Annotated in this window: 14 protein-coding genes; 8 read left to right on the top strand and 6 right to left on the bottom strand. The window is 65.7% G+C overall.

Features of this window, described 5'->3' with window-relative positions; translation table 11 throughout:
- The first annotated feature begins 80 nt into the window (after positions 1-80).
- The 5 genes from ACSC1Y_RS04875 to ACSC1Y_RS04855 all read left to right on the top strand — a co-directional run bounded on the left by ACSC1Y_RS04875 (position 81) and on the right by ACSC1Y_RS04855 (position 6,275).
- Positions 81-662: a DUF2150 family protein gene (locus ACSC1Y_RS04875; RefSeq protein WP_435333564.1), complete on the top strand. Its 582-nt coding sequence runs from the start codon at positions 81-83 to the stop codon at positions 660-662.
- Positions 663-703: 41 nt separating this feature from the next.
- Positions 704-3,322: a PKD domain-containing protein gene (locus ACSC1Y_RS04870; RefSeq protein WP_435333563.1), complete on the top strand. Its 2,619-nt coding sequence runs from the start codon at positions 704-706 to the stop codon at positions 3,320-3,322.
- Positions 3,323-3,389: 67 nt separating this feature from the next.
- Entirely contained in the window at positions 3,390-4,727 is a 1,338-nt protein-coding gene (gene hmgB / locus ACSC1Y_RS04865; RefSeq protein WP_435333562.1) for a hydroxymethylglutaryl-CoA synthase, read from the top strand.
- A 111-nt stretch (positions 4,728-4,838) separates the two neighbouring features.
- Positions 4,839-5,672: a hypothetical protein gene (locus tag ACSC1Y_RS04860; RefSeq protein WP_435333561.1), complete on the top strand. Its 834-nt coding sequence runs from the start codon at positions 4,839-4,841 to the stop codon at positions 5,670-5,672.
- Between the two features lie 81 nt (positions 5,673-5,753).
- Positions 5,754-6,275, top strand: coding sequence for a DoxX family protein (locus ACSC1Y_RS04855; protein WP_435333560.1), 522 nt, complete (start codon positions 5,754-5,756; stop codon positions 6,273-6,275).
- 77 nt (positions 6,276-6,352) lie between these two features.
- Here ACSC1Y_RS04855 and ACSC1Y_RS04850 read toward each other — a convergent pair whose 3' ends face one another.
- Entirely contained in the window at positions 6,353-7,060 is a 708-nt protein-coding gene (locus tag ACSC1Y_RS04850) for a helix-turn-helix domain-containing protein (RefSeq protein ID WP_435333559.1), read from the bottom strand.
- Positions 7,061-7,160: 100 nt separating this feature from the next.
- On the opposite strand from ACSC1Y_RS04850, the gene ACSC1Y_RS04845 reads away from it, so the two are divergent.
- Positions 7,161-7,889, top strand: coding sequence for a metal-dependent hydrolase (locus ACSC1Y_RS04845; protein WP_435333558.1), 729 nt, complete (start codon positions 7,161-7,163; stop codon positions 7,887-7,889).
- A gap of 9 nt (positions 7,890-7,898) precedes the next feature.
- Entirely contained in the window at positions 7,899-8,396 is a 498-nt protein-coding gene (locus ACSC1Y_RS04840; RefSeq protein ID WP_435333557.1) for a GNAT family N-acetyltransferase, read from the top strand.
- A 13-nt stretch (positions 8,397-8,409) separates the two neighbouring features.
- Here the strand turns inward: ACSC1Y_RS04840 and ACSC1Y_RS04835 are convergent, their stop codons facing one another.
- On the bottom strand, positions 8,410-9,024 hold the full coding sequence (locus tag ACSC1Y_RS04835; RefSeq protein ID WP_435333556.1) for a DUF7978 family protein: 615 nt from the start codon (positions 9,022-9,024) through the stop codon (positions 8,410-8,412).
- A gap of 134 nt (positions 9,025-9,158) precedes the next feature.
- On the opposite strand from ACSC1Y_RS04835, the gene sod reads away from it, so the two are divergent.
- Positions 9,159-9,761 (top strand): superoxide dismutase [Mn], encoded by a 603-nt coding sequence (sod, locus tag ACSC1Y_RS04830; protein WP_435333555.1) that lies wholly within the window; start codon positions 9,159-9,161, stop codon positions 9,759-9,761.
- Between the two features lie 69 nt (positions 9,762-9,830).
- Here sod and ACSC1Y_RS04825 read toward each other — a convergent pair whose 3' ends face one another.
- From ACSC1Y_RS04825 to ACSC1Y_RS04810, 4 genes are all read right to left on the bottom strand, one after another.
- Positions 9,831-10,460, bottom strand: coding sequence for a GNAT family N-acetyltransferase (locus ACSC1Y_RS04825; protein ID WP_435333554.1), 630 nt, complete (start codon positions 10,458-10,460; stop codon positions 9,831-9,833).
- Positions 10,457-11,146, bottom strand: coding sequence for a GNAT family N-acetyltransferase (locus tag ACSC1Y_RS04820; protein ID WP_435333553.1), 690 nt, complete (start codon positions 11,144-11,146; stop codon positions 10,457-10,459). Before ACSC1Y_RS04820 ends, ACSC1Y_RS04825 begins: the two co-directional genes overlap by 4 nt.
- Positions 11,147-11,237: 91 nt before the next feature.
- Positions 11,238-12,638, bottom strand: a complete 1,401-nt coding sequence (locus ACSC1Y_RS04815; RefSeq protein ID WP_435333552.1) for a hypothetical protein — start codon at positions 12,636-12,638, stop codon at positions 11,238-11,240.
- A gap of 63 nt (positions 12,639-12,701) precedes the next feature.
- The gene (locus ACSC1Y_RS04810; RefSeq protein WP_435333551.1) at positions 12,702-13,157 is read right to left on the bottom strand and encodes a pyridoxamine 5'-phosphate oxidase family protein; all 456 of its coding nucleotides are present in this window, start codon (positions 13,155-13,157) and stop codon (positions 12,702-12,704) included.
- Positions 13,158-13,249 lie beyond the last annotated feature (92 nt).

Below are 13,249 nucleotides of genomic sequence, written 5' to 3'. Positions count from 1 at the left end.
CCGAGTCTTCCGACGTGCTTTCGACCCACACGGAGTCTCAGTAGAGAAAGGCCTTTGACGTAGCCGGGGTACGATGAACTATGAGCACGCCGCCGACCGAGTTCTACTCGGAGGAACGCTGGCAGAACTGGATCGACCGCATCAGGGACGAAGAGATAGACGCAGAGGACGAAGACTCCATGCGCGTCTTCGACCTGATGCAGGACGACGCCGCCATCGCCGCCGCCAAGATCGTCTCCGCACACGACGACGGCGAACTGGACGAGGAAGCGGCGACGGCGAAGATAAACGAGATCGGCGAGATCGTCTTCACCGAGCCCGGCTTCGACGAGGAGGACAAGGTGTTCCTCGTCGGGAGCGTCCAGGAGAGCCTGAGCATCGTCCTCCACGCGTGCATGGAGTACATCCACGCCGGTGCGGCTGACGAGGCCTCCATCGAGGACTACGTCGCGGCCGCAGCGGACGCCGAGAGCGAAGAGGACATCGAGAGCGCGCGCGGCTACCTCGTCAAGGCGGGAACCCTCGTCATCGACGGCGGCCAGCTGTCGCCCGACGTCGGCGAAGGTATCGAGTACGGGCCCGTCGCCGAGTGGCTCAACGGTCTCGCGAGCCTCCAGTCCGCGATGGAGGACCCCGAAGTCGTCGAAGAAGACGACGAGTAGGGCAACAAGGGTTTTGGTCCCCCCCGCGGTAGCAACTCGAAATGGAGGGACGTGGGGACGAGCGCGCGGTAACGGTGCAGATTGGGGCCGTCATCCTGCTCGCTTTCGTCGTCATCGCTATCACCACCTACCAGGCGCAGGTCGTTCCCGACCAGAACAAGGAGGTGGAGTACAACCACAACCAGGAGGTCCACCAGCGGATGCAGGACCTGCGGGACACGTTCCAGACGGTTCCGGTCCGGAATGTGGGAGGGTCGGTGTCGGTTCCACTCGGCACCAGTTATCCCGCGCGAACGATCTTCGTCAATCCACCACGACCGCAGGGAACACTGGCGACCGTCGGCACCGACAACAGTTCTGTCGCCTTCGCCATCCAGAACGCCAACGGGACGGATGCGGAGACGCGCGACTTCTGGAACGGGACCTCCAGGGACTATTCGACCGGGGCCCTCGTCTACGCCCCGACCTACTACAGCTACGAGAATGCGCCCCTCACCGTCTACGAGAATTCGCTCCTCTACAACCAGTTCGACACGGCGAACGTCACGCTCGCAGACCAGCAGATATTCGACGGGAAGCGTATCACCCTCGTCGCTCTGAACGGCTCGCTCCGGAAATCGTCCGGGACGGCCTCAGTGACGGTTCGCTCGATAAGCGCCGACACTGACGGCGTTGCCGTGACGAACACGACTGGTGGAAACGTGACCATCACGATTCCATCGACCCTCCCGCCTGCCGAGTGGCGCGAACGGCTGAACGAGACCGGGCAGTACGACCCGACCGGGAGCGACGGGGACGCGTACGTTGCCGACGTCACGCTCAACTCGACCGCGACGGTCCCCGGCTACCCCAGTTCGCTCTACTTCGTCGACTTCATCATGGAACAGGGTGAGACCTACAAGCTCCGGCTAGCGAAGGCTGGTGTCGGGTCGGGTGCGACGAGTGCTGCAACCAAGGCCTACATCACGTCTGTCGGCCCGACCGACCGGACCGTGAACACGGGTGGGTCGGAGGCGGTGACCGTGGAGGTTCGCGACGAGTACAACGCACCGGTGAGCGCAGAGACCGTCAACGCCTCCGTGGTCGGTAGCGGAAGCGTCTCACCGTCGAACACCGATACTGACGGCGACGGACGGGCAACGTTCACCTACGACGCGCCGTCCAGTCCGACGACAGATACCGTCCGGCTGAACATCTCCACCTCGCCGCAGTCGTGGGAGGTCGTCGAGTTCACGATGAACGTGCAGGCGTCGGGCGGTGGAGGCGGTGGAGGCGGTGGTGGCGGCGCGTACACCATCGACTGGAAGAACCCGGTAGACACTAATCCCGACCCGCCGCTCACCAACTGCGACAGCAGTTCCTGCGAGTGGAACGTCTCTGCCGACTCCGATGACGAACTTAACCTGAGTGCCGTTCTGAACGACAGCATCGGCGGCCTGACCGTCGAGTTCGGCGTCAACGACACGTCTGTCGGCACCGTCTCGCCGTCGTCGGACGCGACCGACGGAAGCGGGACCGCGCGGACCACTCTTACGGCTGTGGACAATGGCTCCGTCGCCGTTTACGCCGTGAGTGGAGGAGACAGCGCCCGACTCGACGTACTTGTGACGAACGCAGGGGGCGGTGGTGGCGGCGGTTCGAACACCCCACCGACCGCTGACGCTGGTAGCGATACGACCGTCTTCGAGCAGCAGTCGACCGCGCTCGACGGAAGTGGGAGCAGCGACTCCGACGGGACGATAACCGACTACCAGTGGCAGATCGTCTCCGACCCGAGTGGACAGGCGTCGCTCTCCAACGCCGACCAGGAGACGGCCACGTTCAACGCGCCCGACGTGTCGAGCGACACCGACGTGACCGTCGAGCTGACCGTAACCGATAACGGCGGCGCGACGGACACGGATTCCATCGTGGTGACGGTCCAGGCGAACGACCCGCCGCAGGCCTCCGACATGACCTACACGCCGGACCCGCCGCGGATGAACGAGCAGGTCCAGTTCGACGCGGTCGCCACCGACCCGGACAACAACATCCAGACCTACGAGTGGGACTGGGACGACGACGGTACCTACGAGAGTACCGGCGAACGCCCGACCCACACGTTCACCACGCCGGGAGCACACACCGTCACGCTGAGGGTGACCGACAGCAGTGGTGCATCCGACACCTACACGGAGACGGTTGTCGTTCAGGGTATCCGGATGGTCGCCGGGAGCGAAGGGAAGACCACGGGGACCAGTAACGGAAAGAACTCTGTCGTGTTCTTCAACCTGACCAACCCCGGAACGAACGACGTTGAGGTGACTGGGGTTGAGATTGTCTCCGTGAGTGGGACGGGTAAACAACCAATCGAAGTCAGCGAGTCCCAGAGCGGGTTCGACGAGGTCATGTTCGACGGAAACGGTGACGAGAATATCGGGACTGGCCCCGAGGATGGCTACGCAGAGCGGACACCAATGCCGATAGGTTCGCAGACGGCGATGGACGATACCGGCTTCGTGGTTGCCGGCGGTCCAGAGGCGGAGCTCCAGTTCTATGAGTTCCTAGATGACAAGGGGAAGGTAGTCGCGATGGACGGCGGGACCATCACTGTCGACCTACACGTGCGGTACCAGGACGGGGATACCGACGTGGTCACGGTCACAGTGAACGTCCCGTAATAATTCGACAACCGTCGAACTCGCAGTCGACAATATCATATAGAGCCGACACGCAGTCATTCCTACTATGACCGAGGTCGGCATCGACGCCATCGAGATCTGGACAGGCAAGCTCAAACTGGACCTCCCCGGCACGTTCGCGCCGGAGAAGGGCGAGGACCCGGAGAAGTACACGAAGGGGCTCGGACTGAACGCCTCGTCGTTCCCGGACTCCTACGAGGACATCGTGACGATGGGAGCGAACGCCGCGAAGAAGCTGATGGACAGGAAGGGGCTCACCCCGGACGACATCGGTCGAATCGACGTCGCCACGGAGTCGTCGTTCGACAACTCGAAGCCCATCTCGACGTACATCGCGGGCTGTCTGGAACAGGTGTACGAGGGTGACTTCCACCACGCGAACAAGGGCGAGCGGAAGTTCGCCTGTATCGCCGGTACCCAGAGCATCGACGACGCGTACAACTGGATCCGCGCAGGGCGCAACCGCGGCCGCGCGGCGCTCGTCATCGCGACGGACACGGCGCTGTACGCCCGTGGCGACGCCGGCGAGGCGACGCAGGGCGCGGGCGCGGTCGCGATGCTCATCGACGAGGACCCGGACATCGTCGCGCTCTCGACCGAGCAGGGCTACGGCTCGGCGGACGAGACGGACTTCCTCAAGCCGAACCAGCAGTTCCCGGCCGTCGACGGCAAGCGCTCCGTGAAGGTCTACCTCGCGCGGATGCGCGAGGCCCTGGAGGACTACGAGTCGGTCGCGGGGAAGATTGGTCCGGACGACTTCGCCTACGGGCCGTTCCACACGCCGTTCCCGGGTATGGTCAGGAAGGCCGCCCTGCTGGCGTACCGGCACATCATCCGCGACACCGAGGTCGAGGACGAGCTGTCCGAGGAGATCGGCCGCCAGCCCCGCCGCGAGGAGTTCGACGACGACGAGGCGTTCACCGAGTCGCTCCGCGAGTACATGGACTCGCTGAAGGGCACCGAGGCGTACCAGGACTGGTACGGCCGGACCATCGAGCCGACGCTGGGCATCTCCCGCGAGGTCGGTAACTGGTACACGGGCTCGGTTCACATCGCTCGCGTCTCGGCGCTGAAGTACGCCGCCGAGCGCGACGAGGACCTCGAGGGCGAGCGACTGCTGGTCGGGTCCTACGGCTCCGGCGCACAGGCGGAGATCCACGCCGAGACAGTCCGCGAGAACTGGCGTGAGGAGATCGAAGCCATCGACGTCGACCGACAGATCGACGCGCGGTACGACCTCTCGTGGGACGAGTACGAGGAGGTTCACGACCGCCATAACCACGAGAAAGAGAAGGAACTCGAGGAGTTCACCGCCCCCGAGAGCGAGTTCGTCTTCGACGGCTGGGGCCGCATGGGCGAGCGAAAGTACCGATACGTCGAATAGGGTCTCCGAACCGCGCTGGTGAAGCGCGAGGACGCTGCGGTTTTCTTTCTCTGTCGACTCCTCAGGTGTCTTGAGTAACGTTTTCCACCTCGCCGCGGGAACCCGCTGACGATGATGGACGAGCTGTCGGTGACGCGAGCCACGGGCACGTACCTGTCCGCGGCGGTCCTCGGCGTGGCCGTCGCGCTCGTTCTCGGGTTCGCCGGTGGCGTCGTCGCCTCCCCCGACCTCCTCCCGTCCGCTGCCCAGCTCGACGAGCCGACACCGCCGGGTCCGGACGCGGACGGCGACCTGCTCCCGGACGAGTGGGAGCGTGCCGGGGAGACGCCGGGGGGAACACTGCTCCCGGGCGCGGACCCGCACCACAAGGACCTCTACGTCCAGTTCGTCTACGGCTCGAACGTCGACACCTTCTCGGAGCGAGAGCTCGACGAGCTCCGGCGAATCTGGGCCGAGATGCCGGTCGCGAACCCGGATGGGGAAACCGGCATCAGGCTTCACGTCGTCCCCGGTCGACGGCTCGCCGAACCGGTCGCGCTCGGGCAGGTGAACGCGAGCGAGGTCCGGGAACGGTACACCCGTGACCAGATGGACTCCGGTTTCTGCACCTACTACGGCGTGACGGTCGCGACGATGGACACGACCGAGAAGGTCGGCTACGGTGACGCACCCGGATACGCCTCCGTCGTCCACCGGGACACACCGTGGTACGCACACGGCGGGTCGGGGGTGATGGGCGTGGTGACCCACGAACTGCTCCACAACGTGGTCGGACAGGTGGACGGCGACGCCCACACCGAGCGGGGATGGCTCGCGGCCGAGAGCGACGGGCCGCGTGACTTCCTCTCTACACCCACCGTGACTGCGCTGAACGAGCGTGGATTCGCCTACCCGGAGGCGGGTCACGGTTACTACCTCGATTTGTGTGATGGTGTGTCACGGTAATCTGGAGGCCGTGCTACGCGCCGAATGAGGACTCAATCCGCGAGGATTCGGCAGATAAGTGATGCTGGCGTTTGAGGTGACATGGAATCAGATGAATCGAAGGCGGCAGGGACGACCCGGCGAAACACAGAAACGAGGAAGAACGGTCTACTCGGGCGCGTCTCTGACGCCGACCTGAGCGCCGCGTTGCTCCGACTCGGTCTCGGCCTCGTCTTCGTCGTTCACGGCTTCGGCAAGCTGACCGGCATCGGCCCGGCTGGGTCGGGAATCGACGGCTTCTCCGCGGCGCTCGCGAGTCTCGGGGTCCCCGCACCAGTGCTGATGGCGTGGGTCGTCGGGCTCATCGAAGCCGTCGGCGGTGTGTTGCTCCTCCTGGGTGTGTTCCACCGAATCGCGGCCATCGGCATCGCGCTCGTGATGGTCGGCGCCATATTCCTCGTCCACCTGCCGAACGGGTTCGTGGTTTCGAACGGCGGCTACGAGTTCGCCCTCGTGTTGTTGTTGGTGTCTGTCGCGCTCTCGCGCATGGACCCGGGGAGGCTATCCGTCGAGCACTGGTTGTCCGAGCGCGAGAAGCGCCGGACGGCACAGCCGACAGCCTGAGACAGCACAGCCGACAGCCTGAGTCGAGCTGGAGAACCAACCGTCGACCCGTCCACGGTGATGGTCGATCGATAGACTCAGGGAAGGTCTCTGAGCGCGTCGACCATCTTCTCGGCGGGCATCTGCGTCACCGCGAGCGAGAAGCCGTCGGCCCTCGCGAGTTTCGTGGCGTGACGCCAGAGGTCGTCCTCGTCGATGCCGTGCAGGACGACGGCGTTCGGCGTCGGAGTGACGACCCGCATCGCGACGAGCGGCGACTCCCCGCGGGTGATGTCGGTGAAACACAGCGCACGCGAGGTCGACTGGCCGTAGAGCCGGTAGAACTCCTCGGAGGAGAGTCGGGTTATCGCGGCGATGGAGTTGATGACGGTGTGACCCGAGACGCGGTCGGCACCGCCACCGGCGACCTCCGTGGCGTCGATGGCGTCGTAGAACCGGGACAAGGAGACGCTCGTGGGATACTCGCGTAGATCGTGGACGATGTCGCTCTCGAACCCCGCCGAGATGACGCGGGCGTACTGTCGGATGTGGCCGCCACCGCGGGATTCGTCGATATCGAGCAACGAGTTGACCATCCGGCTGACGACGCCGATGCCGGGGTTCTCTCGTCGGCCGCTCTCGTAGTCGGAGATGACCGAGGAGGAGACGTCCAGCTCGGCCGCGAGGTCGGTCTGCGACACGTCGAAGTCGGTCCGCCACTTCCGCAGGGTCGCACCGGGGTCGTCGGACAGCGTCACCTCACCCGCGATCTTCGTCGCGAGGTTTCGCCGTGGGCTGTCGGTCATGGTCGTGGAGTGGAGTGACACGGGGCAAAAACGTATCGAAGTCGGGGTTCGACACCTGACGAACACGAATCGTTTTGAGGAACCACGTGGTGCTACCCCTATGCCCTCGACAGTGGTTCACGTGGCACTCGCCGCGGTGGTGGCGGCGGCGCTGCTGGGGTCTGCGTACTCGTGGCGAACGCTGCTGGTGGTGGTGGGTGCAACGGCATTCGTCGACCTGGACGTGCTGGTGGGATTCGTTCTGATCGGTGCACATCGCGCGGCCTTTCACACGGTACTGTTCCCGGCGGTCCTGCTGGGGCTGGTCTACCTCGACCTGCACTGGGGAACCAGCTCACGACTCGTCGACCGCTTCGGTCCGACTGCGATTCGGACCGCGCTCGTGACGGTGGTCGCCGTCGTCTTCGCCGGCATCGGCCCCGACCTGATGACCAACGGCGTCAACGTGTTCTGGCCGCTGCACGACCAGTTCTACGCGTTCACCGGGAAGTTTCACCTCTCCGACCAGCACGGTGTCGTCCAGACGTTCGTCGACCTCGAGCGCAGCCAGCCCGCGGAGTCGGTCGCTCGCGGGTCGACGAAGGAGGTCCAGTACTACACCGGCGTCGACACGAACCCGGACCGGTCGGGTGCGCCCGTCACGAAGGAACGAATCTTCCCCCTGGTCGACTCCGGCGTCCAGCTCTTACTCGTCGTGACCGGCGCGTTCATCTCGGGTTCGCGGCTCTGGGAGGTCCACCGGAGCGAGGTCGGCACCGACATCGGTACCGACCACTCCGCAGGCTCCGAACTCGCTCACGACCGCAACGGTGAGGAAGACACGGCCTGAACCTGGCCCATGGTCAGACCGTACGACGCCGACACCGACGCTGACGCGCTGTGGGACCTGAAACGTGGCTTCGAACTCGGTCTCGGGTCCGGGACCGGCGGCGACGACAAGGAGGAACTGTACCAGGGGAAGCTCACGGACGACTACCGCGAGGACTGGCTCGCGTGGGTCGGCCGTTGTGTAGCCGACGACGAGCGGTGTGTGACCGTCGCTACTGACGACGGAGACGGCGACGACGCGCTCGTCGGCTACGTCTTCGTCCTGCCGGAGCGACTGGCGTTCATCTGGGACGCGGCGGTCCTGAACGAGCTCTACGTCGCGCCGGAGTACCGCGGAACTGGCGTCGCGGACGACCTGATGGCGGCGGCCATCGACCTCGCACGCGACCAGGACCTCCCCCTCGACCGGCTCGTCCTCGACGTCGACAGGGAGAACGACCGGGCGAAGGCGTTCTACGACCGGTACGAGTTCGAACACTGGGGCGAGATGGTCGCGCGGAAACTCTGAGGACGGTGCCGGTTCACTCCACGAGGTGTGCGACCAGTCCACCGACGCCACCGCAGATGAGTGGGTAGACGACGCCCGCGACGACTACCGCTTCCACGAGGGGAATAGAGAGACTGCTCCCATCTGTCGCGTGGGCGAACAGCACCGCACCGAGGACGACCTGTGGGAGGTAGCCAGGTGCGACGAGACTGCCGGAGACGATAGCGTCCGAGAGGTCGCCTGTGTGGCCGCTCCGTCGTGCCGCAACGAAGCCGGCGGCGACGAGCGCGAGCGGGACCACGACGTAGACGAGCTGGACGAGCCCGCCGCCCGCGAGCGAGACGAGGTCGACCGACCCGCGCACGAACTGCCCCTCGTACCTGACGTCGACGAAGTGTCCGTTGAAGAACACCATCCCGCTCGACTGCCAGGTCGGGACGCTATCGCGAACCGCGTCGACGATCGCCTGTTCGAACGCCTCACCCAGCGACTCAGGCCTGGGTAGCTCGGTGACGGCCCAGAGGAGCGCCGTGAGCACGTAGCTAACCAGGAACGCCAGCGCTCCAGTTCCGGCACCTCTCGCCACGGTGGTCCCGTCGATTGCGGCGGCTGCAGCAGGACGCGACCCGTGCTCGCTGTCGATGCTCATAGGAGCAGATTCGCGGTCTGTGGAGAAAAGCCGCCCGAGGGGTCTCCCGTCGGCCCGCTCCATACCTCTCACCCACCTTACTTGAATGTGTTTCAGATTACATATTTGGTCGTCTGGGGCCTCCGTCCAGTCGCATGACGACCCACGAACTACCCCCGCTGCCGTACGACTACGACGCACTCGAACCGCACGTCTCCGAGCAGGTCCTCCGCTGGCACCACGACACCCACCACCAGGGTTACGTCGACGGCTGGAACTCCGCCGACGAGACGCTCGCCGCGAACCGCGAATCGGGCGACTTCGACAGCTCTCCCGGCGCACTTCGGAGCGTCACCCACAACGGCTCCGGCCACGTCCTGCACGACCTGTTCTGGCAGAACATGAGCCCCGAGGGCGGCGACGAACCGACCGGGGACCTCCGCGACCGAATCGAGGCCGACTTCGGGTCCTACGACGCCTGGGAGGGCGAGTTCCGAGCCGCGGCTGGCACCGCCGGTGGCTGGGTACTGCTCGTCTACGACACCTACGATGACGTGCTCCGGAACATCGTCGTCGACAAGCACGACCAGGGCGCGCTCTGGGGCGCCCACCCCATCCTCGCGCTCGACGTCTGGGAGCACTCGTACTACCACGACTACGGCCCTGCCCGCGGCGACTTCGTCGACGCGTTCTTCGAGGTGGTTGACTGGCGTGAGCCGGCCAATCGGTACGAAGAACTGGTCGCCAAGTTCGAGTAGAAGGGACCGTCATCCGATTTTCGGCCGGTATCTGTGTGCATCACCCGGTTGCCCGTGCCTTCTCTCGGCTCAGTCGTGGAACGAGACAGCTGCGTCTACCTCGCTCGACTCGTACTGCGACCTGCTGATGGTGAACCGGTGGACGCTCGCCGGCTCGTCGCCGTGAGTCTGGAGGTTCCGGAAGTAGCCGTCGTGCTGCCCGCCCCATCGCTCGACGTACTTCTCGATCGCTCGCTTCGAGCGCGTGTTCTCGTCGACGACGGAGACCGAGACGAACTCGAGGCCGAGTCGGTCGAACGCCACCTGGACGAAGGCGTCGGCCCGTTCGCCGGAGTAGCCACGCCCCCAGAACGGCTTGCGGAGCCAGATGCCGAAGCTCGTGCTCCGGCGGTCCCAGTTCGGGTGCAGGCCGGCGGTCCCGGCGAACTCACCCGCACCTTGCTCGCCGTCTTTCGGGTAGATGGCGTACGCGACGCTCTCGCCCGCGGACGCAGCGTCGCCCACGTGGTCGATGAACTCCCAGGTCTCTTTCGGGTGCGAGTGCGGCTCCCACGTCATGAACCGGGTCGCGTCCTCGATGCCGTCCTCGCTGGAGTAGTACGGGTAGACCTCGAGCGCGTCGACCGACTCGGGACCGGCGCGTTCGAACCGCAGTCGTTCGGTCTCGATGGTCCGAGGGAACAGCTTGCTCGTGGTCACGGCTCTGCCTCCCCGACCGAGAGCTCCTCGTGGACCTGCAGGCCCGTGTCGACGTCCGATTCCTCGTACTGCTCGCGCGTGATGGTGTACCGGTGGAGGTCGCGCGGCTCGCCGTCGAGGGTGATCCAGTTCCGGAGGACGCCGTCGTACTGCCCGCCCCAGGTTTCGACGTACTTCTCGATGGCGCGTTTCGACCCCTCGTTCTCCGTGGTGTGGGCCGCCGCGACCAGTTCGAGGTCGAGCCGGTCGAAGGCGAGTTCGACCAGCGCGTCGGCCCGTTCGCCGGAGTAGCCGCGCCCCCAGAACGGCTTGCGGAGCCAGATGCCGAGGCGGGCGGTCCGCTGGTCCCACAGCGGGATGAGCGAGGCGACGCCGGCGAACTCGCCCGCGGCGAAGTCGTCGTCGTCTCCACCGAGGCCATCATCTCCCTCGCCGTCGGGTTCACCAGCTTTCGGGAACATCGCCCAGTTCGCGCGTTCTGCCTCCTCCCACTTCTCTTCGGACTCACGGAGGTAGTCCCACGTGTCCTTCGGCGTGTGGTGACGCTTCTTCGAGATGTGTCTGGCGACGAGTTCGAAGTCGGCGTCTCCCATCACCTCGTAGAGGTCGAACACGTCGACAGCATCGGTGTCCAGTCGCTCGTACCGGAGTCGTTCCGTCTCGAAGCTCGCCGGGAGGAGGTTCATGGAGTCTCGGTTCTGTCAGTGAGGCTAAAAGGGTTCGGGGGCCGTGAGAGCGGCTGTCTCGGTGGTGATGATCGCCGCGCCGCCGGTTTCCTCACGTCACGAACAGCTGGTCCCGCGCCAGTTCACAGGTGTGCGAGAGGGCGTCAGTCCGAGAGCAGTCGTCGACCCAGTCGACGAACTCGAGTTCGCCCGGTCCACCGAGGAAGCCGAGCGCGTAGACCGCTTCGCGGACGACTCGCTCGGGATAGCGGGTCGGGTCCGCGAAGCTTCGGACGAACGGAACCGGGTCGACGTCCAGCGAGACGTCGTAGCCGGCGTCGTCGAGGTAAGCGAATCCGAGGACGCCGACGAACCGGGTGGGCCCCTCGCGGTCGGCGAGCCAGACGAACCGGTTGGCGCGGCGGGCGCCGAGCTCGGGTGCGTTCCGGGTCAGAGTCGCGAGCGTCACCCCCGCGAGGAACCAGCGGCCGGGGTCGCCGTCTTCTCCGATGGCACCTGCGATCCGCTCGGCGAAGGGTGCGACCCTGTGCGGGTGGGTCCGTGCGAACTCCAGCAGCGCCGAGAGCGCCATCGCGACGGAGTCACGGTCGGACTCGCCGAGCATCGCCACGAGCCGTTTCACGACGACGCCGTCGTCGATGTCGAGCAGGGCGTCGGGACGTTCCCACGCGAGCGAGGCGATGGCTGCTGCCGATGCCTGCCGTATCGCCACGTCGTCGTCCGTGAGCGAGGCTACGAACCGCTCTCGGACCCTGCCGTCGATGGTCCCCAGATGCGTCAGTGCCGTCGTGACGGGCTGGAGGTAGTCGGTCGCGACCACGATGGCCCCGCGCTGGGACTCGAACGCGCCGAGCAGACTCTCCGCGACCGGTCGGACCGCGTGTGGGTCGTAGTCCGCGATCTCGGCGAGACGCTCGGCAGCATCGGTCGGCAGCTCCTCGGCGTCGAGTCGTTCCGCGAGGTCGAACGGTTCGTCCGGGGTCGGCGGCACCGGTTCCGCCCGAATCTCCTCGACGTATCGTCTGTGGGCCTCGCGATGGTGTTCCTCGCAGGCGACGACGACCGTCGCGGTTCCAGAGACGATGGTCGGCTCCTGGCTCTGACAGTCATCGCACTCGCTGGCGGTGTCGAACACCCACTCGCGGGTTGCCTCGTGGGTCCAGTAATCGGGTCGGACCGTCGGCCGGAGTGAGGCACCGGCTCTGGCGTAGCCCTGCAGAAGCCGGGTCAGCCCGGTCAGTTCGTCCGCCGAGGCGGGATGTGTGTAGCGCCGGAACGTCGGCGACCACGAGAGCGTCTTGAGTCGGTTCGCGATACGGTGGAGCGCGTCGTTGTCGAGCTCGCGCTCCAGGTTCGTCGCCAGTTCCCCCCTGAAGAACGCCGCGTACGCGTCGCGGAAGGCGTCGCCGTCGCGGACGCCGACCGCACTCACCGGCGGGTCGAAGGACACTGCCGCGGCGGCCGGGACGTCCCAGCCGGTGTCGTGAGGCATATCCGCTGGTTCCGCGGGCCAGTGTATAATCTCTACGGCACGGGGTCGGTCGGCTGAACGTGATCAGTCCTCGCTCCGGGCCTCCTTCCGGGCGCCGAACTGGAACGGCTCGAGCCGGAAGAACCGGAAGGCGACCTCGCGCGGGTCCCGGTCGAACACGTCGACCAGGGGTATCTGGACGTGGCGCATCCGCTCGAGTATCTCGGTTCCCATCGAACCCTCGGTCACCTCGTACAGGTTGCCCTTGACGACGACGCTCTTCCACCCGTCGTCCGTCTTCCGGTGGGTCACGAACGAGACGGGTCGGTCGCGGTTCACCAGCGGGGTCTTCGCGTCGTCGTCACCCGCCGAGAGCCGGAAGTAGAACATCGCCTCCTCGGCGTCGTACCCGTACGAGACCGGGAGTGATTCCGGTGCCGACTCGGCTCCAGCCGAGAACGAGATGACGCCCGTTCCGCCGGGACCCAGGAACTCGTCGCGCTCGTCTGCATCCATCCGTACGGCTCGAATGTCTTCCATAGGATATGTTTGTTCCCGAAGGTGAAAAGCTCCGTGTGAGAAAGTACGGTTCCGAGACAGGTTCCGGCCTCCACGAAGTCTGGCTTCCCCAG

The sequence above is a fragment of the Haloarchaeobius lipolyticus genome (assembly GCF_051208015.1).
Classification (GTDB): Archaea; Halobacteriota; Halobacteria; order Halobacteriales; family Natrialbaceae; genus Haloarchaeobius.
This window is presented reverse-complemented; position numbering and strand designations above follow the sequence as displayed.